The following is an 18,832-nucleotide window of genomic DNA, read 5'->3' as shown; positions in this document are numbered from 1 at the left end:
TGGCCTCCATGGATCTTTTCGGTTCAGCTACACCAGCTTACCAACCGCTCGCGGCGCGCATGCGCCCGCGCAACCTCGACGATTATATCGGCCAGGAGCATTTGCTCAGCGCCGGTAAACCTTTGCGTGAAGCCATCACTCGCGGCCAATTGCACTCCATGATTTTGTGGGGGCCACCGGGTGTTGGCAAAACCTCGCTCGCCAAATTATTTGCCGAGCAAGCGAATGCCCGTTTTGAATCATTGTCAGCAGTGTTGTCCGGTGTAAAAGAAATTCGCGCAGCTGTTGCTAGCGCACAACAGGAGCGAATTTCCAGTCGTCGTAAAACCATTTTATTTGTCGATGAAGTGCATCGTTTTAATAAATCCCAGCAGGATGCATTCCTACCTTATGTGGAAGATGGTACTTTCATTTTTATTGGTGCGACTACCGAAAATCCCTCGTTTGAATTAAATAACGCACTGCTCTCGCGCTGCCGTGTTTATGTGTTGCGCGGCTTGCAACCAGAACAATTAAAAGATGTATTGCAGCAGGCACTCGATGATAAAGAGCGCGGCCTGGGCGAACACCATATTCGTATCGATGCCGATACGCTGATGACTCTCGCGCAAGCAGCCGATGGCGATGCACGCAAAGCGCTTAACTTGCTGGAGATTTCTGCTGATCTCGCCGAAGAAGAGGGTGACCATAAAGTCATCAACGCGCAAGTCATCACAGAAGTGCTGGCCTCTGATGTTCGTCGCTTCGATAAAGGCGGGGATATTTTCTACGAGCAAATTTCTGCCCTGCATAAATCTGTGCGCGGCTCTTCACCAGATGGCGCCTTGTATTGGCTGGCGAGAATGCTTGATGGTGGCTGCGATCCACTCTACATCGCCCGCCGTGTAGTGCGTATGGCGAGCGAAGATATAGGCAATGCCGATCCGCGCGCGCTGCCGCTGTGTTTATCCGCATGGGATGTGCAAGAGCGGTTGGGTAGCCCGGAAGGGCAGCTGGCGATCGCCCAGGCCGTGGTGTATCTCGCCTGCGCACCCAAAAGTAATGCTGTGTATAATGCCTTCAATCAAGTCATGGCCGATGTGCGCACCCAACCGGCCTACGATGTTCCCATGCATTTACGCAATGCCCCGACCAAGCTGATGAAAAGCATGGATTACGGCGCCGAATATCGTTACGCGCATGATGAGCCAGGCGCTTATGCTGCGGGTGAAAATTATCTGCCGGAAGATATTGCCCAGGCGCGCTATTACCAACCGGTGGAGCGCGGATTGGAATTAAAAATCCAGGAAAAACTCGCCCATCTGCGCGAGCTTGATAAACAAAGTAAAAAGAAACGCTATAAAAAATCGCCCGGAAAATAATATGCAGTGGTTAGCAATCGCATTAGGTGGTGCTCTCGGCTCAGTGCTTAGATTCGCTGCCGTCGGTTATTTTACGCCGCTGTTGAATTACCGCTTTCCGCTTGGCACGTTTGTGGTGAATATTGCCGGGTCGTTTTTAATCGGTGTCGCTTATGTACTCCTGGTAGAAAAAACGACTTTGCCTGCTGAATGGCGCTTGTTTTTTATCACCGGAATTTTAGGTGGATTTACCACTTTCTCAGCCTTTTCGCTGGAAATTTTGCAGTTGTGGCAAGAAGGGCATGTGTTTAATGCACTTGTGTATGCCAGCAGTTCGGTGGTTCTGGGGTTATTGATGGCGTTTATTGGTATGGCATTAACCCAAAAATTATTTTAATTTTTTATTTCGCTCGCTCCCAAGCTCTGCTTGGTAATGCGTATGCTGCAAATGTTGTGGTATATAAACATTAACTTTAACTTACTACGAAAAATTATCATGTTAGATTCAAAATTACTCCGCACCGCCACTGAGCAAGTTGCCCAAGGCTTAGCCAAACGTGGCTATGAATTGGATGTAGCAAAAATCCAGGCTTTGGAAGAGACCCGCAAAGCGATTCAAATAAAGACTGAAAATTTGCAAAGTGAACGCAACTCTATTTCCAAAGGTATCGGCAAAGCCAAACAAGCCGGTGAAGATGTTGCTCCTATGATGCAGGCAGTAGAAAACATCAAACAAGAATTGGCTACTGCGGAGGTAGAGTTGGCCAAAGTTCAGGTTGAGTGGGATGAGTTTGTCAATGCGATTCCTAATATTCCAGCAGACGAAGTGCCGAACGGAAAAAGCGAAGACGATAACGTTGAAGTGCGCACTTGGGGCACGCCACGCAGCTTCGAATTCCCCATTGTTGATCACGTTGATCTAGGTGCAAACCTCGCTGGTTTGGATTTTGAAACCGGCACCAAAATTACTGGCACTCGCTTTGCGGTATTGCGCGGTGGTGTTGCACGTCTGCATCGCGCGCTGGCTCAATTTATGTTGGATACGCATATCAACCAACATGGCTACGAAGAAGTTAATGTCCCTTTTATTGTGAATCGCGATTCACTTTTTGGTACTGGCCAGCTGCCGAAATTCGAAGAAGATTTATTCAAACTGACTGATGACCGTGAGTTCTATTTGATCCCAACGGCAGAAGTGCCGGTTACCAATATTTATCGCAATGAAATTATCGATGAGGCGCAACTGCCGATTAAATTGGTCTGCCATTCACCATGCTTCCGTTCCGAAGCGGGCAGCTATGGGCGCGATACTCGTGGCATGATTCGCCAACACCAGTTTGAAAAAGTAGAACTGGTTAAGTTTGTGCGTCCAGAAGAATCCGATGCGGCACTGGAAGCACTGGTTGGTCATGCGGAAACGATTTTGCAGAAACTCGGTTTGCCACACCGCACGGTAATATTGTGTGGCGGTGATATTGGTTTTTCTTCTGCCAAAACCTACGACATCGAAGTGTGGGTTCCTTCACAAAATAAATACCGCGAGATTTCATCCTGCAGCAGTTTTCGCGATTTCCAGGCGCGCCGCATGATGGCTCGCTACCGCAACAAAGAAACCGGCAAACCTGAATTGCTGCACACCCTCAATGGTTCAGGTTTAGCCATTGGCCGCACCTTGCTCGCCGTAATGGAAAATTATCAGCAAGCAGATGGCAGTGTCGTCGTTCCAGAAGTATTGCGTCCCTACATGGGCGGCACTGAAGTATTGATGCCAGTTAAAAAATAATTGGAATTTTCACGCATGTGAATCTGTAGGGTGGGTGGAGCGAGAGCGATACCCACCTTTTATTTTTGAGAGAAGGATAATTAGATGTTCACAAAAATCGACCACCTAAAAGCAACTCTCGATGCGCATCGCCCTCTGCCGGAGGCAGTGGTCAAAAACCTGCACGAAGATTTGGTGCTGCGCTGGACTTATAACTCCAACGCTATTGAAGGTAATACGCTCACCTTGATGGAAACCAAAGTGGTACTGGAAGGTATTACCGTGGGTGGCAAGAGCCTTCGCGAACATTTTGAGGCGATTAACCACCGTGATGCCATTTTGTTTGTAGAAGAATTGGTGCAGCAGCGTGAAGTGTTATCAGAGTGGCAGATTCGCAATATTCATCAGTTGATCCTTAGAAATATCGATGAACAAAATGCAGGGCGCTACCGTAATCTCAATGTACTGATTTCTGGCGCAACTCATACACCACCCGACCACCTGCTTGTGCCAGAGCAAATGGTTCGTTTTATCGCCTCGTTAAATCCACAGCTTCATCCGGTCGAATTTGCGGCGCGTGTGCATGTGGATTTTGTGGGTATTCACCCTTTTGTAGATGGCAATGGCCGCACGTCGCGTTTGTTAATGAATCTGGAGCTAATGAAAGCAGGCTTTCCTCCCGTTGTAATTCCAGTTGGGCAAAGGCTGCGTTATTACCAAGCCTTGGATAATGCGCATGTAAAAGGCGATTACCTCCCCTTTATTGAACTCGTGGTTGAGGTTGTTGAGCAAAGTTTTGAACCCTATTTTTTTGCCTTAGGTATTAAACAATAAATTTATGGAATACTTCCCCGTCTTTCTCGATTTAAAAAACCGCCTCTGCCTGTTGGTCGGTGGTGGTGATATCGCAACGCGTAAAGGCCGCTTGCTCTCCAAAGCAGGCGCGCGCTTGCGTGTGGTTGCGCCGGAAATTTCCAGAGAATTACGTGAACTGGTTGCGCAAAATAATGGTGAGTTGCATGAGCGTGAATATCAAACCGACGATTTAAATAATTGTGTTATCGCAATCGCGGCAACGGATATCGAATCGCTCAATGAACAAATTTCTGCCGATGCCAAAGCGCGCAACTTGCCCGTTAATGTGGTTGATAGTCCCGCACTCTGCACTTATATCACCCCGGCGATTATTGATCGTTCACCTTTAGTGATCGCAATTTCCAGCGGTGGCGAATCACCGGTGCTCGCGCGTTTAATCCGTGCAAAGCTCGAAACACTTATTCCCGCCAGCTACGGTCGCCTTGCACAAATTGCCAGCAGCTGGCGTGACCGTGTCAAGTCTCGTTTTGATGATGGCGATAGTCGCCGTCGGTTTTGGGAAAAAATTCTGCAAGGTCCTGCCGCTGAATTGGTATTAAATGGTCAGGAAGACGCTGCGGAAAAAATTATTGCTACCGAGATTTCTAAAGATGATCAGACTATCACGCAAGGTGAAGTCTATTTAGTCGGCGGCGGCCCGGGGGACCCTGAATTATTAACGCTGCGCGCATTGCGTTTAATGCAGCAAGCTGATGTGGTGCTCTATGACCGTTTGGTGTCCGATGGGGTGATGGAATTAGTGCGCCGCGATGCTGAGCGAATTTATGTTGGAAAACGCCGCAGTGAACATGCGATGGAACAGGAAAATATCAACCAACTGTTGGTTGATCTCGCCAAACAAGGTAAACGAGTGTTGCGCTTAAAAGGGGGAGATCCATTTATTTTTGGGCGCGGCGGTGAAGAGATTGAATTACTCGCGCAAAATAATATTCCGTTTCAAGTGGTGCCCGGAATTACCGCTGCATCGGGTTGCTCGGCTTACGCAGGCATTCCGCTAACTCATCGCGATTACGCGCAATCCGTGCGGTTTGTGACTGGGCATTTAAAATCTGACAATACGAATCTGCAGTGGCCTGAGCTAGCCAATCCAACCCAAACACTGGTGTTTTACATGGGCTTGGTAGGATTAAAAGAGATTTGTGAGTCCTTGATCAGTCATGGTCGTGCATCGACGACACCTGTGGCCTTGATTGAAAAGGGAACGACACAGGAGCAGCGTGTGTTGATTTCGGATTTGGCGTCAATTGTTGATGTGGTTGCCGCAAATGATGTACATGCCCCTACGCTGTTTATCGTTGGGGAAGTTGTAAAATTACATGATAGTTTGAAATGGTTTAAGCCGGGTATGTAAGCTCTGCCGTCCTAAAAATAAGTTGACATAAAAAGCCTCCCTCGCACAACGAGGGAGGCTTTTTTATTACTGTGTTGCCGAGTTGGAAGGTTTGGTTTTTATCCAGGAGATAAGCACAGAACCGCCGATCAGCAATGCAACTGTCGCGAGTGAAATGCCAGTCGGAATTTTATAGATATCGATCAACAACATTTTAATACCGATAAATACCAACACCAATGCCAGTCCATATTTTATGTAGGTAAATCTATCGGCCATATCTGCCAGCAAAAAGTACATGGCTCTCAATCCGAGAATTGCAAAAATGTTTGATGTCAGAACGATAAAAGGATCAGACGTAATAGCAAAAATGGCGGGGATTGAATCTACAGCAAAAATAACGTCTGAAATCTCCACCATGATTAATACCAGAAATAGGGGGGTCATTAATTTCACCCCATTTACTATCACAAAGAAACGTTCACCATCCAAATGATCGCTGATCGCAAAATGACGTTTTAGCCACTTGAGTATTGGGTTGTTGTTGAGGTCCATTTCCTTGTCTGCCATCCACCACATTTTGATACCTGTGATCAACAGGAAGGCACCAAATACATAGAGCAACCAATGAAAATGTGCGAGCAACCAGACGCCAGCGAAAATCATAATGGTGCGTAAAATAATTGCACCTAACACACCATAGGTGAGCACACGTTTTTGCAGTTCAAACGGAATTGCAAAAAAATTAAACAACATTAGCCACACGAAGACGTTGTCTACTGCAAGCGATTTTTCAATCAAGTAACCGGTGAGATATTCCAATGTTTTGCTGGTAGCAAATTCGCGGGTGTAATTGGCATCCAGATAAAACCACAAGCCAGCGCCAAAGCTCAATGCCAGCCCCACCCATACCAGCGACCAACTGGCAGCTTCTTTTAGCGAGACACGGTGTTGTTTTCCTCCGCCGACAAAAATCAAATCAATCGCGAGCACAACTATCACAATCGCAAAAAATGCCAGCCACATCCACCAGGTTCCAATAGATTGAAACGAGCTGGTTGCGTCATTGGCCGTTTGTACGGCATCAGTAAGGGTTTGCCCGGACGAGGCACCGGAAAGAGATGAGAAAGTAAAAATGTTTATCATGGAAGCTCCATCAAGGTCAGTTTAATTGACGCAATGACGGGCAAATCAGGAATGTACGAAAGCCTTTGTCATTGCGACAAAGGTCTCGTTTACAAGAGATTCTCTTGCCCGCGCGACCGGAGCTTTGACTCGTATTGACGACCTGCGCGGTGGTAACTACTCCCCTTCGTGAATCGGATTATTGAAAAACCCAGCATTTCAGTCAAGTATTTTTACGTTGGCTAACACGCCAACGGCGGCATTGATTTCTAGCTGCGGCTTGCACTAATGCATTGGTCAAAATGTGATCTGCGAGCCAGAAATATGTTGTTATTGGTTTTAAGGTTAAAGATATCCAATTCTCTGCCGATAAATTGACTGCAGCGTGCGAATTTAGACGCAACAGGAATCCCCATGGTATATCTAGGCCCCATTCAACCGCGACCGGTATCGGTAAAGGCACCCAGCCGTCCTACAGCTACGACAGCAGTTAGTGCCTATGCCAATGAGCACCAGAAAGGCGATCGCTCCGCAGGGCTTGATGCAATAGGCCCCCCCGGTGGAGTAGAGCGCCGCAAGCAACAAGACCGGCGTAATAAATCAGGCGCTCCCATGTTGGAAACACGCGCCGGTAAAGATAGGCGTAGATCTCCCCAACCCAGTATTAGCGTATCCATTTAAGATGAATTTCCTCAATGTGCTGTTGCCGTTATTTTCACTGGCACTGACTTAAATGCCGGTGTTTTACTGCGCGGATCGTGTGTGGTGGCAATCAGCACGTTGGCCTCAGGATAGTAGGCCATGGCATTGCCGCGCGGCAAATCAAACGCAAACACTTTTACGGCTTTCATTACTCCCTGTGGCGATTGGATGTTCGCGCAATCTCCCGCCGCAATTCCCAGTTCACCTATGTCCGCTGGATTCATCAAAACTGACCAACGAGTATCAGTGCCGCGATAGGAATCGCTCTCTTCATAAATAATCGAATTGAATTGGCCTTCACTGCGGATGCTGGCGAGTAAAAAAGGATATTCAGCGCTGGTTACTGGTGTAGGCAGCGGATTGGTTTGGAATTGGGCTTTTGTGTTTTCTGTTTTAAATGTTGGTGTGTCGAGCAAGCGGTTCTTGATGGTGAATTCTTGTTTGGTTTGTGCAATATCTTTTAATTCACTCAATCCGGGAATAGTTGCGGCGATCGCGGCGCGAATAGAATTGTGTTGTTTGAGTTGGTTAAAATCGAGCGGGCAATCTGGCAGTAATCGTTTACCCAGCTCGCACAGAATTTCCACTTCCGGTTTTACATTATGTAAGCGATCAATACCGCCATCGCTCAAACGCACATAATTAAACATGGATTCTTGCGTAGTGGCTTGCCACTCTTCATCGCGTGCAGTGACAGGTAAAATTAACGCTTCACTGGTTTCCATACCGGTGATGTGGCCCGCGTTTAACGTCGTGGTTAAATAAACTTTAAAGTTGATCTTATCCAGCGCTTCTTGTGCCCATCCGCTATTGGGAGTGGCCGAAAATAAATTGCCACCCATGATAAATGCGGTGTCAATTTTTCCTTCATATGCCGCTGTTAAACAGGCGAGTGTATCCATGCCTTTGGTGCGCGGCAGCTGTACACCCAGATGCTGTTCGAGCTGTTGTAACACATCTTCCGCTAAAATGGGTTTAACACCCACAGTGCCTATGCCTTGTACATTGCTATGGCCGCGTAGCGGTAATAAACCCGCAGCAGGTTTGCCAAGCATGCCGCGCAATAAGGCTAAGTTAGCAATCGCCTCAACATTTTCTACGCCGTGTAAATGATGAGTAATTCCCATACCCCAGGCAAAAATCGCTTTTTCAGATTGTGCATAGGCATTGGCGAGTGCGATTATTTTTTCTTTATCGACACCGCAAGTATCAATAATTTTTTGCCAGTCAGTATTATCAATATCAGATTTAAATGTTTGAAAATGATCCGTGTACTGCGCGATGTAATCAGTTGCAATTTGGTTGGATTCCAGCAGCGCTTTAGCGATCCCTTTAAATAATGCAAGGTCGCTGCCGATTTTGGGTTGCACATATTCCGATGCAATCCAGGTGCCGCCGCTCAGCATGGATTTGGCACTTTTAGGTACCGCAAAGCGCACCAGTCCGGGTTCTTTAGCTGGATTAATCACAATCACTTGCCCACCGCGCTCGCGGCAATTTTTTAATTGGTGCACAAAGCGCGGATGGTTGGATGAAGGGTTGGCACCTATCACAAAAATACAGTCGCAATTGCCGACATCTTCCAGTGACACCGTTGCGGTACCACTGCCAATGACGTTCTGTAATCCAACCCCAGTTGCTTGGTGACAATAATAGGAACAATTGTTGACATTGTTTGTGCCATACAAACGCGCGAGCAATTGCAATACAAAGCCGGCTTCATTAGATGAGCGGCCAGAAGAATAAAAGAAGCTTCGCTCGGATTTGGTTGCGGCAAACGCGCGCGCCATTTTATCCAACGCAAATTCCCAGCTGACGGGTGAGTATTTATTGCCGTCGGCGGATTTAAATAAGGGGTTATTCAAACGCCCGAGATGCTCAAGTTCGTAAGCACTCAGCTGTTTAAAATCATCCAATGTGTGATTGAATAAGTCGGTCGGGATGGGTTGTTGTATATCGGTCGATTGCGCCTGAATACTTTTATTACAGACTGAGGGGAATTCGTCTTTTTCATTGGTCATGCCGCCGCGTTGGCCGCCCATTCCCAAACCGCAGGCTTTACAGGTATTTTTGCTATTGAGCGCTTTCGCCGAATTGAGCAAGCCGATACGCGCAACGGTCTTTAATGTGTAGAGAACCTTTTTGGGGCCACCACCGACAATGGTAATGGGTTCGGCGGGGGTAGAATCTTTTACAGACATAAGCGTTCAGCCAAGCGGTTAATGCGATAGCAAGAGGGTAGGGCGGATTCTGTTGCATTGCAATACGTTAAATAGCCCGCTTTCTTGTAGAATCAGGCCACGCTAAATAAGAGTGATTGGAACTCCCTATGCCTCATATTGTAATTCTGGAAGATGAGCCCTCTATTGCCGAGAGCCTGATTTTTGTACTGCAAGCGGAGAGCTTTAGTACCCATTGGGAAAGCCTGGCAAGCAAGGCGCTTGCCTACATTAAAGCGCAACCGGTGGACTTGATTGTTATGGATGTGGGGTTGCCTGATATGACCGGTTTTGAAGCCTGCAAACAACTGCGTAAATTTTCCGAAGTGCCGGTGATGTTTTTAACCGCCCGTGGCGATGAGCTGGACCGTGTTGTCGGATTGGAGATTGGTGCAGATGACTACGTGGTAAAACCCTTTAGTCCACGTGAAGTGGCGGCGCGGGTGAAAGCCATTTTAAAACGCGTGCGACCAGTTATTGCAGCGAGTGACTTATCCCTAACCAATGAATTATTACCTGTACCAGAAAAACAGCGCGAATTTATAATCGATAGTGAACGTAAAACGATCCATTACTACCAACAATTGCTACAACTCACACGGTTTGAATATTATTTGTTGCAAGCATTGGTTGAGCAGCCGGGGCGGGTCTTCAGTCGCGATCAATTGCTGACTGCCGTCGGTGCAACCGCTGATGCGGGCTATGACCGCAGCATTGACGGACATATCAAAACATTGCGCGCGAAGTTGCGCGCGGTAAAGGCCGCCGCCGACCCGATCAAAACTCAACGCGGTTTTGGTTATTGCTATCAGCCGGAAATTCATTAATGTCGCTGAGCTTACGCATTTTTATTATCTACATGCTCTTTGTTGCGCTCTGCAGTTATTTTGTCTTGCGCACAGTAATGGAAGAAATTCGCCCTGGTGTACGCCAATCCACGGAAGAGACATTGGTTGATACCGCCAATTTGCTCGCTGAGTTTTTGCGCGAGCCTATGCTTAATAATAAAATCAACAACGAATTCTACGCAGATATTTTTCGCGCTTACGGCCAGCGCACGCCTAATGCGAGTATTTGGGGCGTCAATAAATTTGCTGTCAATCACCGGATTTATGTCACTGATAAAAATGGCATTGTGTTGCTCGATTCAAAAAATATTGCAGTTGGACAGGATTATTCACAGTGGAATGATGTCTATCTGACGCTGCAAGGAAAATACGGTGCGCGCTCCTCCCATGAAATTGAGGGCGATGAAAGCTCCAGCATTATGTATGTGGCAGCGCCGATAAAAGAGGGGGATGAGATTATCGGTGTGGTCTCAGTTGCCAAACCCAATCGCAGTGTGCAGCCGTTTATTGATCGTACCCAGCGTCGTTTGGGGATATTGGGTGGCGGTTTAATCTTATTGGGTTTATTGAGTGGGGCAATTTTTTCCTGGTGGTTGAGCCGCGAGCTGCGCAAGTTGCGCGAATACGCCGTCAACGTCAGCCAGGGAGAGCGCGCGATAATTCCCGAAAGTAAAATTGCCAGTGGTGAATTGCGCCAGCTCGCGCAAGCATTGGAATCCATGCGCTCTGAACTGGATGGAAAAGCCTATATTGAGCGCTATGTACAAACACTTGCACATGAATTAAAAAGCCCACTTGCCGGTATCCGCGCAGCCACAGAATTATTGCAGTCGCCGCTATTGCAAACACCGGAGAATGATCAGCAGCGGCAGCGGTTTATCAATAATATCGACAGCGAAAGTCTTCGCCTGCAACAGCTTATTGAGCGCTTGTTAAATTTGGCCTTGGTCGAGCAACAGCAAACCTTGCATGACCCAAAACCGATTGATCTTAATCTGCTGCTGGATGAGTTGCTCGATAACCAAATGGCGCGTATAGCCCAGCAGCAAATACAGATTAAAAAAGACTACACTCCAGATGCGAGAGTTATCGGCGAATTGTTTTTACTTCGCCAGGCGATTAATAACCTGCTCGACAACGCGCTCGATTTTACTCCGCGAGCGGGTGTTATCTCTGTGCGTACACACAAAGAAAATGACCAATTAATTTTGTCAATAACCAATCAAGGGGAACCCATTCCCGATTTTGCCTTTGCGCGTTTAACGGAACGTTTTTTCTCCTTACCGCGCCCCGCAACGGGAAAAAAGAGCACAGGTTTAGGGTTGAATTTTGTGCAGGAAGTCGTTGCTTTGCATAGTGGAAATCTTGAATTGCACAATACGCATAACGGGGTGGTTGCAGTCGTGAATTTTCCACTTGTGCTGTCTAGTAATCTTGGGTGAGGTTAATGTATAGGCTGCTTGTGTACAATTTTTTACATCTTCCACCAGCACAAAAAAATAAGCTCCGCCCCTGATTCTGCCCCAGGCCACTGGGGTGGATTAAAACCTCCTGCACTATGCCTAAACTTGAGGGTAAAGCCAAGAATGCCGTTATTGATGAAAGTATTCGTTCCTGTCCTGTTAATCTTTTCCCTTGCGGCCTGCAAAGACGTGCTGAACAACCCTCTGGGGGGTATGGAAGCTCCGGCGTCTATGGAGCAGTTGGATGGAAGTTGGGTCGCAGAAGAGGGTGGTGCGAAGTTGGATATTGTTAAAACCAGCAAAGCCGATTGGTATGGTTTTATCTATCAGGAGAAGGGTAAGCAAACGGAAGGTCGTTTTGTGGTTTCTTATTTTGAGCGCAAGCGGGTACTGAATGTTGATTTGGCGAGTGTAAAAGTCAATGGCGCTCCGGTTGTTAAGGATTCCAGTCAGGCATTTTTGATGGTTGCTGCAACAGTCGATGATGAACAATTATTGCTGACACCCGCAGATATGGATAAATTTGAAAAGCATTTTGCGCAGTACTTTTTTGCCTCGCCAATTCAAGTAGAGGGCTTGTGCAAAAGAGATAACGAGCTTTGTAATTCGACCTTTTCCTCAGGCAATGTGTTGATATCCAAACGCATGAAAAAGTTTAATGACGAATTGATTAAAAAATTCCGTACTGTGTTCCCCTACAAAAAACAAGTAGTGTTTAATTCAGTCAACAGCTCATCTGAACACTAAGTGATATCACCCCGATTGTGTGTGCGATTGTCGGGTATTCTGCTTTTAGTGCGAATGCTCGCCGTTGCAGTGCATCAAAACTCCACATAAACTCCATATTCCCCACATAAATCCTCCAACTGGGGCGCGCATGATTTCTCCTACTTAAACCCTAAGGAGAAACCCATGAAGCGCCCTTTGTTGTTCAAATTCCTCGCCATCGGCCTGTTGATGTTATTGCTGCTGATTCCTATTGGGATGATTGGCAATTCAATCGATGAGCGCCGTGCATACAGCGAGCAAGTTATACGCGATATTGCCAACAGCTCCAGCCATAGCCAAACCTTGGTTGGGCCGGTACTAGTGGTGCCCTACACCAAGATTGAGCGCACCTGGACAGTAAACGAAAAAAGTGAACGGGTGGTAGAAGAACGTACAGTCTCGGGTAAATTGCAGTTTTTGCCGGATCTATTTCGTGTGAATGGAGATATCACTACCGAATTGCGTAAGCTGGGTATATATGCGGCGCGCCTTTATCACGCAGATACCCGTGTAGATGGCCATTTTATGGTGCCGGCAGATTACGGTATTAAAAATAATTTTTCTGACTACACGTTTCTCAAACCCTATGTCGCAGTGGGTATCAGCGATATCCGCGGCATTAAAAATTCATTGAAACTGCAATTAAATAATCAATCCTATGAATTTGAGCCTGGGTCAGAACTTAAAATTCTGGGCGACGGCGTTCACGCTGCTTTTCCATTGGATGTATTGCAGGTAGCAAATGAACAAAGTCAAAAATTGGGTTTTACGTTTAATTTGCTCTTGGATGGTACAGAGCAGTTGCATTTTTCGCCGATCGGAAAAGAGACACACGTAGAGCTGCACTCTGATTGGCCACATCCGCGATTTATTGGAAACTTTTTACCTGTGGAGCGCAGTGTGGCGGAAACTGGCTTTACAGCCCGCTGGCAAACCTCTTACTTCTCTACCAACTTTTCCGAATACTTTTACACCTGTGTGCGCAGTAATGAGTGCGACCAATACCAGCAGCGCCAGTTTGGTGTGAGTTTAATTGATCCTGTTAACCAGTATGTAAAAAGTGATCGCGCCATTAAATATGCACTGTTATTTATCGCCTTAACCTTTGCCAGTTTCTTTTTGTTTGAAGTGCTTAAACGTTTGCAGGTGCACCCGGTGCAATACGGTTTGGTGGGTATGGCTTTGGCATTTTTCTACTTGTTATTGTTATCGCTTGCCGAGCATATAGGTTTTGCTTCTGCTTACGCGTTGTCGTCAATCGCTTGTGTAATGTTGATTGGTTTTTATGTCTCCCATGTATTACAGAGCATCTGGCGCGGTATCGGGTTTACAACAGGTTTGAGTTTTTTATATGCCTTGCTCTACGGACTGTTAAGTGCAGAAGACTACGCGCTGCTGATGGGTTCTCTACTGCTCTTTGTATTGCTTGGCGTATTTATGATGCTGACTCGCAAAGTGGATTGGTATTCATTGGGGAATGGCAAAGCGGATTCGATAAAGGAGTGATAGGTCGATGAGTTTTTTGAATTATTGCCGCCAACCCTTATGTATCGCCTTTTCTGTCTTTTTCGGATTTATTTTGTGGATTATCTATGAGGCAGATAGGGGTGCAGATAATATTTTGATGAGTGCTGCCGATTCAATTCCTTACGGCGATAAGTTAGGGCATGTCTGGCTGTATGGAGGGTTGGCGTTGTTGCTTAATTTATTGCTCAATCGGCGAGTTGTGCTAATAAAGTCTGTACGGTTTCAACTAGGCAGCTTGCTGGTGTTTGGTTTTGCGGCAGCAGAGGAATTATCGCAAGGCTTTTTTGCAACACGCAGTTTGGATGGCTGGGATTTATTAGCGGATTTGTTGGGTGTTGGTATTGCTGCGTTTTTGGTAAATACTAAAAAAGGTGGGAATTAATATGGGGGTAATAGCCGCTTCGCTATTGATACTGGTATTGCCAGTGATTCTGTTTGGGTTAATCACTTACTGGCTGTGGATGCGTGGAATCTTGGGAAGGATTTGTTTGGTCGGCGTTTTTATGTGTGGTGCTGTTGAGGCGCACTCCATCATTTATCCACAAAAAAACTTGAAGGAAAATTATGCGCGGGTGATTGGTTAAATGTAAATGAATCACGGGGGATTTGTAACCACGAATCCCCCGTTTTTTCAATTTTTACTTCAGAATAGCTTCAATCTTTGCCAGTTCTTCAGCACTGAAGTTCAAATTGTTTAATGCCGCAACGGAATCATCGATTTGCGCAGGGCGGCTGGCGCCAATTAAACAGGTGGTAACCGCATCATTATGCAGCGTCCAGGCAATCGCCATTTGTGCCAGTGACTGGCCGCGTGATTCTGCAATTTTATTCAGCGCTTGCACTTTTTGGATTTTTTCCGGAGTGATGTCTTTGTCACCCAGATAAATTTGTTCCGCGCGTGCAGCACGTGAACCTTCTGGAATACCGTTCAGGTATTTGTTGGTCAATACGCCTTGAGCGAGTGGTGAGAAAACAGTGGATCCAACACCGTCCTCTTTTAATACATCCGTCAAACCATTCTCAATCCAGCGGTCAAACATGTTGTAACGTGGTTGATGAATTAACAAGGGTGTACCCAGCTCACGTAAAATACGCACGGCTTCTTTGGTTTGCGCTGGTTGATAATTTGAAATTCCCACATAGAGTGCGCGACCGGAGCGGACGATAAAATCCAGCGCTTGCATGGTTTCTTCAATCGGTGTTTCCGGGTCCATACAGTGATGATAAAAAATATCGAAATATTCAAGGCCGGTGCGCTTCAAGCTTTGGTCGCAACTGCTCACTAAATATTTACGCGAGCCACCAATACCGTAGGGGCCTGGCCACATATCATAACCGGCTTTGCTGGAGATAATTAATTCATCGCGGTAGGGCGCAAAATCCTGTTTGAAGATTGCGCCGAAGGTGGACTCTGCCGAACCAAAGTTCGGACCGTAGTTATTGGCTAAGTCAAAGTGGGTGATACCCAAATCAAATGCGCGTTGTAGCATGGCACGAGCGTTAGCTTGCGAATCTACTGCTCCGAAGTTTTGCCACAAACCCAGTGACAAGCGTGGCAAACGCAAGCCGCTTTTACCACAGCGCTGGAATTTCATGGTTTTGTAACGATCGGGATTAGCGACGTAAAGCGGGTTAGGTTCGTGGGTTATCATTTTTTATCCTGGGATTGTGGTGAATATTGTGGGGGAAACAGACCTGATCGGAGGCGCGCATTTTACCTGAAAAGCCGGGTAAACAAGCTTGGGGGAGTGTAAAGAAAAGTAGCTATAAGTGTTCTCTGGAGAATTAACTTGTTTGCTCTGGTGTCGTTAAATGCGTTCCGTTTTGGCGGCGAGTCACGCTTGGCCATTCGTCTTATATGGATTGGCTTAACTGGTCGTTGCAATCACGTAATGGTTTTATTTTCTGCATAAAAAATCCCTGCCAGTTTATCTGGCAGGGATTTTTGGTGTTAGTGCTTATCGTGTTTCTTACCCTTTTCCTTTCCTTTCGATTTTTTATGCTCGTGGTCATGCTCGTGTTCGCGTTGGTAGCTTTCTTCGTATTCGATTGATTTGATGAAATATACTGGCCGTTCACAGGCATGGTATTTATGGCAATGTTTGCCCCAGTTTTTGGCATGGCCGGGCGGCACGTGCAGATAAACGGGTTTGTATTTGGAATAACGCGGCTCTTTAACTATCACAACGGGTTGTGGATAGTAAATGTCCGGATGTGAGTCTTTGCCCAACTCAACACGGCCGTAGACACCAGGTGCGACTTCACCTTCCAACACTACATTGATGCCCAGGTCGTCCGCCTGTGCGGGCAGGTTTGCCAACACACCGAAACACATCAGGAGACTGGCAATTTGTTTGTTCATAATAGGTACCTCTGTTGGTGAAAACTTCATCAGCATAACGCGCTGCCATGAAGTATTCAGTGCGCCAGTGCATATAGTGCAATTTTTTGCGCCATTTCTGCGTTAACGCGTCGCATAGCTGGCGACCAATATCCCCCAGATCACCAGTACACAAATGTTCCCCAACATGTAGGCGCGCATGCGATGGATCACATTGTTGCTGGTCAGATGGATCCAACTGTGGGCAATGCGTGCCAGGACAAAAATCCAGGCGGTAATAATCATCGCCGGTACCTGTATCCCGAGTGCTATGGCAATTGCCCCTGCGGTATAAAACAGCATTGGAACTTCAAACAGGTTGGTGTAATTACGTGCTGCCTGGGCCATGGATTCGGGTATTTCACCATTGTTGAGGCGAAATTGGCTGAGCCTGACTTCACCCGATTTGACGGCTTTTACACGCAAGCGGAACAGGTAGACGGCGACTGCAAAGGTAACTAGCACCATAGCAAATAGCGGGTAGAGCATAGGATTAGTCCTTCATCTGATTGTTATAAGGCGCTTGCACTATAGCTGTATTTCCCGGGGGCTAGCCAGTGCGAATCGCTGCAGGGGGACATTCGCTGATTCTGGCACTATAATGGCCGCCTTTGTTTGCCGGCCCGCTGGCGTGCATCACTTTCTTAGCTTTCTCAACCAGCCATTACAAGGTAGATCCATGATTATCAAGCCTAAAGTTCGCGGTTTTATTTGTACCAACGCCCATCCGCAAGGTTGTGCGGTTAACGTCCAAGAGCAAATCGCCTTCACTAAAGCCAAAGGACCTGTGGCCAATGCCCCGAAAAAAGTATTGGTGCTGGGCTGTTCTACCGGTTTTGGGTTGTCCTCGCGTATTACTGCTGCATTTGGCGGCGGCGCCGATACTCTGGGCGTGTGCTTTGAAAAAGAGCCAAGTGAGAGCAAAACAGCCACTGCGGGTTACTACAACACATCTGCCTTTCACGATGCTGCCAAAGCCGTTGGTTTGTATGCGCATACCATCAATGGCGATGCGTTTTCTGATGCATTGAAAGATCAGGTGATCAACGAATTAAAAAACTCGATTGGCAAAGTGGATCTGGTGATTTACAGCTTGGCCTCGCCACGCCGCACCGACCCGAAAACCGGTGAGGTTTACAACTCGGTACTCAAGCCAATCGGCAAACAGTACATCTCTAAAAATCTTAATACCGATACGCTGAAAATTGCTGATGTCACCATCGAGCCAGCGTCCGACGAAGAAATCGCCAACACCGTCAAAGTGATGGGCGGTGAAGACTGGGAAATGTGGATTGATGCCCTCAAAGGTGCTGATTTGCTGGCCGACAATTTCCAGACCGTTGCTTACACCTATCTCGGCGATAAACTGACCTGGCCAATTTATGGCAAGGCGACTATCGGTAAAGCCAAAGAAGATTTGGATCGCGCAGCAAAAGCGTTGAGCGCAAAACACGGTGGTAATGCTCGCGTCGCGGTATTAAAAGCGGTTGTAACCCAAGCCAGTTCTGCAATTCCGGTAATGCCGTTGTATTTGGCAATCCTGTTCAAAGTGATGAAAGAGCAGGGCACCCATGAAGGTTGTATCGAGCAGATCCAGCGTTTGTTCAAAGAGTGTTTGTACTCTGCCACTCCACGTTTGGATGATGCCAACCGCTATCGTGTAGATGAACTGGAGTTGCATCCTTCCGTGCAAACCAAAGTAGAAGCAATTTGGGAACAAGTAACAGAAGAAAACCTGTTTGAACTGACCGACTTTGCGGGATACAAAGCGGAATTCCTGCGCTTGTTCGGTTTTGGTTTAAATGGTGTGGATTACGATGCGGAAACATCGCCGCTGGTGCAGACGAATTTCTAATCCCCGCTACACAGTCCCTCGCCTCGGCGGGGGATTTTTTTATCTGCCATTGTTTTTATCGATCTTTATTTTTATCCGGAGCCTGAATGCGTAAACGTATTGCGATAGATATGGATGAGACCATCTGCGACACCCTGGCTCGCCACCTCGATTGGTACAACACCGAGTTCCAACAAAACCTCACCAAAGCCGATTTATACGCGACTAAAATTTACCACAAAGTTCCCGAAGCGCATGTTGCGCGTGTGCGTGCTTACCCTGATATTCCCGCGTTTTTTGACGATATCCCACCCTATGACAATGCAATTGAAGTGATTCGTGAATTATATGAATCCTACGAGATTGTCATCGCCACGGCGGCCATGGAGCATCCCACTTCGTTTTCACCTAAATACGAATGGTTGGTGAAATATTTGCCGTTTTTATCGCCAATGAATTTTATTTTTTGCGGCAAGAAAAATGTAGTGCACGCGGATTATTTAATTGATGACAGCGCGCGTCATTTTGAGGGGTTTGTGGGGCAGGGTATTTTATTTTCTGCGCCGCACAATATGGCGGAGCTGGGGCAGGTGCGTGTTAATGATTGGCTTGAAGTGCGCGACTATTTTTTACGTTAGTCGCACACTTGTCTAATTAA

The 18,832-nt window shown here is 46.9% G+C and carries 19 protein-coding genes; 14 read left to right on the top strand and 5 right to left on the bottom strand.

Features of this window, described 5'->3' with window-relative positions; all coding sequences use genetic code 11:
- Window positions 1–8: 8 nt before the first annotated feature.
- The 5 genes from B4E62_RS07145 (at window position 9) to cysG (ending at window position 5,329) form a co-directional block, all read left to right on the top strand.
- Window positions 9–1,361: a replication-associated recombination protein A gene (locus tag B4E62_RS07145; protein ID WP_331351599.1), complete on the top strand. Its 1,353-nt coding sequence runs from the start codon at window positions 9–11 to the stop codon at window positions 1,359–1,361.
- A gap of 1 nt (window position 1,362) precedes the next feature.
- The gene (gene crcB, locus B4E62_RS07140; protein WP_310073699.1) at window positions 1,363–1,737 is read left to right on the top strand and encodes a fluoride efflux transporter CrcB; all 375 of its coding nucleotides are present in this window, start codon (window positions 1,363–1,365) and stop codon (window positions 1,735–1,737) included.
- A 99-nt stretch (window positions 1,738–1,836) separates the two neighbouring features.
- On the top strand, window positions 1,837–3,123 hold the full coding sequence (gene serS / locus B4E62_RS07135; RefSeq protein ID WP_310073700.1) for a serine--tRNA ligase: 1,287 nt from the start codon (window positions 1,837–1,839) through the stop codon (window positions 3,121–3,123).
- Between the two features lie 84 nt (window positions 3,124–3,207).
- Window positions 3,208–3,936 carry a Fic family protein gene (locus B4E62_RS07130; protein ID WP_310073702.1) on the top strand — a complete coding sequence of 243 codons (729 nt, stop codon included), beginning with the start codon at window positions 3,208–3,210 and terminating at the stop codon, window positions 3,934–3,936.
- Window positions 3,937–3,940: 4 nt separating this feature from the next.
- On the top strand, window positions 3,941–5,329 hold the full coding sequence (gene cysG / locus B4E62_RS07125; protein ID WP_310073704.1) for a siroheme synthase CysG: 1,389 nt from the start codon (window positions 3,941–3,943) through the stop codon (window positions 5,327–5,329).
- A gap of 66 nt (window positions 5,330–5,395) precedes the next feature.
- Here the strand turns inward: cysG and B4E62_RS07120 are convergent, their stop codons facing one another.
- On the bottom strand, window positions 5,396–6,454 hold the full coding sequence (locus B4E62_RS07120) for a TerC family protein (protein ID WP_310073707.1): 1,059 nt from the start codon (window positions 6,452–6,454) through the stop codon (window positions 5,396–5,398).
- Between the two features lie 393 nt (window positions 6,455–6,847).
- On the opposite strand from B4E62_RS07120, the gene B4E62_RS07115 reads away from it, so the two are divergent.
- On the top strand, window positions 6,848–7,114 hold the full coding sequence (locus B4E62_RS07115) for a hypothetical protein (protein WP_310073709.1): 267 nt from the start codon (window positions 6,848–6,850) through the stop codon (window positions 7,112–7,114).
- Between the two features lie 11 nt (window positions 7,115–7,125).
- Here the strand turns inward: B4E62_RS07115 and B4E62_RS07110 are convergent, their stop codons facing one another.
- On the bottom strand, window positions 7,126–9,336 hold the full coding sequence (locus tag B4E62_RS07110; protein ID WP_310073711.1) for an FdhF/YdeP family oxidoreductase: 2,211 nt from the start codon (window positions 9,334–9,336) through the stop codon (window positions 7,126–7,128).
- A gap of 128 nt (window positions 9,337–9,464) precedes the next feature.
- Between B4E62_RS07110 and creB the strand changes: the two genes are divergently transcribed.
- From creB to B4E62_RS07080, 6 genes are all read left to right on the top strand, one after another.
- A complete protein-coding gene (gene creB, locus B4E62_RS07105; protein ID WP_310073713.1) occupies window positions 9,465–10,181 on the top strand; it encodes a two-component system response regulator CreB in 717 nt (238 codons plus the stop codon).
- A complete protein-coding gene (gene creC / locus B4E62_RS07100; RefSeq protein WP_331351598.1) occupies window positions 10,181–11,644 on the top strand; it encodes a two-component system sensor histidine kinase CreC in 1,464 nt (487 codons plus the stop codon). The genes creB and creC overlap by 1 nt, the downstream gene beginning before the upstream one ends.
- A 156-nt stretch (window positions 11,645–11,800) precedes the next feature.
- Window positions 11,801–12,412 (top strand): hypothetical protein, encoded by a 612-nt coding sequence (locus B4E62_RS07095; RefSeq protein ID WP_310073717.1) that lies wholly within the window; start codon window positions 11,801–11,803, stop codon window positions 12,410–12,412.
- Window positions 12,413–12,577: 165 nt separating this feature from the next.
- The gene (gene creD, locus B4E62_RS07090) at window positions 12,578–13,939 is read left to right on the top strand and encodes a cell envelope integrity protein CreD (RefSeq protein WP_310073719.1); all 1,362 of its coding nucleotides are present in this window, start codon (window positions 12,578–12,580) and stop codon (window positions 13,937–13,939) included.
- A gap of 7 nt (window positions 13,940–13,946) precedes the next feature.
- Window positions 13,947–14,342, top strand: coding sequence for a VanZ family protein (locus B4E62_RS07085; protein WP_331351597.1), 396 nt, complete (start codon window positions 13,947–13,949; stop codon window positions 14,340–14,342).
- 1 nt (window position 14,343) lies between these two features.
- Complete coding sequence (locus B4E62_RS07080) at window positions 14,344–14,544, top strand: hypothetical protein (protein ID WP_331351596.1); 201 nt, start codon at window positions 14,344–14,346, stop codon at window positions 14,542–14,544.
- A 54-nt stretch (window positions 14,545–14,598) separates the two neighbouring features.
- Here the strand turns inward: B4E62_RS07080 and mgrA are convergent, their stop codons facing one another.
- The 3 genes from mgrA to B4E62_RS07065 all read right to left on the bottom strand — a co-directional run bounded on the left by mgrA (window position 14,599) and on the right by B4E62_RS07065 (window position 16,829).
- Window positions 14,599–15,612: an L-glyceraldehyde 3-phosphate reductase gene (gene mgrA, locus B4E62_RS07075; protein WP_331351595.1), complete on the bottom strand. Its 1,014-nt coding sequence runs from the start codon at window positions 15,610–15,612 to the stop codon at window positions 14,599–14,601.
- Between the two features lie 299 nt (window positions 15,613–15,911).
- Entirely contained in the window at window positions 15,912–16,322 is a 411-nt protein-coding gene (locus B4E62_RS07070; protein ID WP_310073726.1) for a hypothetical protein, read from the bottom strand.
- 102 nt (window positions 16,323–16,424) lie between these two features.
- Window positions 16,425–16,829 carry an MAPEG family protein gene (locus B4E62_RS07065; protein WP_310073728.1) on the bottom strand — a complete coding sequence of 135 codons (405 nt, stop codon included), beginning with the start codon at window positions 16,827–16,829 and terminating at the stop codon, window positions 16,425–16,427.
- 190 nt (window positions 16,830–17,019) lie between these two features.
- Here B4E62_RS07065 and fabV point away from each other — a divergent pair, with 190 nt between their 5' ends.
- The gene (fabV, locus tag B4E62_RS07060) at window positions 17,020–18,195 is read left to right on the top strand and encodes an enoyl-ACP reductase FabV (RefSeq protein ID WP_310073730.1); all 1,176 of its coding nucleotides are present in this window, start codon (window positions 17,020–17,022) and stop codon (window positions 18,193–18,195) included.
- A gap of 86 nt (window positions 18,196–18,281) precedes the next feature.
- The gene (locus tag B4E62_RS07055) at window positions 18,282–18,812 is read left to right on the top strand and encodes a 5' nucleotidase, NT5C type (protein ID WP_310073732.1); all 531 of its coding nucleotides are present in this window, start codon (window positions 18,282–18,284) and stop codon (window positions 18,810–18,812) included.
- Window positions 18,813–18,832: the final 20 nt, after the last annotated feature.

This window comes from Cellvibrio sp. UBA7671, assembly GCA_002483145.1.
GTDB classification, from domain to species: domain Bacteria; phylum Pseudomonadota; class Gammaproteobacteria; order Pseudomonadales; family Cellvibrionaceae; genus Cellvibrio; species Cellvibrio fibrivorans.
Note: the sequence above shows the minus strand (reverse complement) of the source record. Positions and strands in the feature narration are given on the sequence as shown.

Bases quoted from the DNA above. Each gene is read 5' to 3' on its own strand.
- B4E62_RS07145 (WP_331351599.1), top strand. From the start codon at position 9: ATGGATCTTTTCGGTTCAGCTACACCAGCTTACCAACCGCTCGCGGCG.
- crcB (WP_310073699.1), top strand. From the start codon at position 1,363: ATGCAGTGGTTAGCAATCGCATTAGGTGGTGCTCTCGGCTCAGTGCTT.
- serS (WP_310073700.1), top strand. From the start codon at position 1,837: ATGTTAGATTCAAAATTACTCCGCACCGCCACTGAGCAAGTTGCCCAA.
- B4E62_RS07130 (WP_310073702.1), top strand. From the start codon at position 3,208: ATGTTCACAAAAATCGACCACCTAAAAGCAACTCTCGATGCGCATCGC.
- cysG (WP_310073704.1), top strand. From the start codon at position 3,941: ATGGAATACTTCCCCGTCTTTCTCGATTTAAAAAACCGCCTCTGCCTG.
- B4E62_RS07120 (WP_310073707.1), bottom strand. From the start codon at position 6,454: ATGATAAACATTTTTACTTTCTCATCTCTTTCCGGTGCCTCGTCCGGG.
- B4E62_RS07115 (WP_310073709.1), top strand. From the start codon at position 6,848: ATGGTATATCTAGGCCCCATTCAACCGCGACCGGTATCGGTAAAGGCA.
- B4E62_RS07110 (WP_310073711.1), bottom strand. From the start codon at position 9,336: ATGTCTGTAAAAGATTCTACCCCCGCCGAACCCATTACCATTGTCGGT.
- creB (WP_310073713.1), top strand. From the start codon at position 9,465: ATGCCTCATATTGTAATTCTGGAAGATGAGCCCTCTATTGCCGAGAGC.
- creC (WP_331351598.1), top strand. From the start codon at position 10,181: ATGTCGCTGAGCTTACGCATTTTTATTATCTACATGCTCTTTGTTGCG.
- B4E62_RS07095 (WP_310073717.1), top strand. From the start codon at position 11,801: ATGAAAGTATTCGTTCCTGTCCTGTTAATCTTTTCCCTTGCGGCCTGC.
- creD (WP_310073719.1), top strand. From the start codon at position 12,578: ATGAAGCGCCCTTTGTTGTTCAAATTCCTCGCCATCGGCCTGTTGATG.
- B4E62_RS07085 (WP_331351597.1), top strand. From the start codon at position 13,947: ATGAGTTTTTTGAATTATTGCCGCCAACCCTTATGTATCGCCTTTTCT.
- B4E62_RS07080 (WP_331351596.1), top strand. From the start codon at position 14,344: ATGGGGGTAATAGCCGCTTCGCTATTGATACTGGTATTGCCAGTGATT.
- mgrA (WP_331351595.1), bottom strand. From the start codon at position 15,612: ATGATAACCCACGAACCTAACCCGCTTTACGTCGCTAATCCCGATCGT.
- B4E62_RS07070 (WP_310073726.1), bottom strand. From the start codon at position 16,322: ATGAACAAACAAATTGCCAGTCTCCTGATGTGTTTCGGTGTGTTGGCA.
- B4E62_RS07065 (WP_310073728.1), bottom strand. From the start codon at position 16,829: ATGCTCTACCCGCTATTTGCTATGGTGCTAGTTACCTTTGCAGTCGCC.
- fabV (WP_310073730.1), top strand. From the start codon at position 17,020: ATGATTATCAAGCCTAAAGTTCGCGGTTTTATTTGTACCAACGCCCAT.
- B4E62_RS07055 (WP_310073732.1), top strand. From the start codon at position 18,282: ATGCGTAAACGTATTGCGATAGATATGGATGAGACCATCTGCGACACC.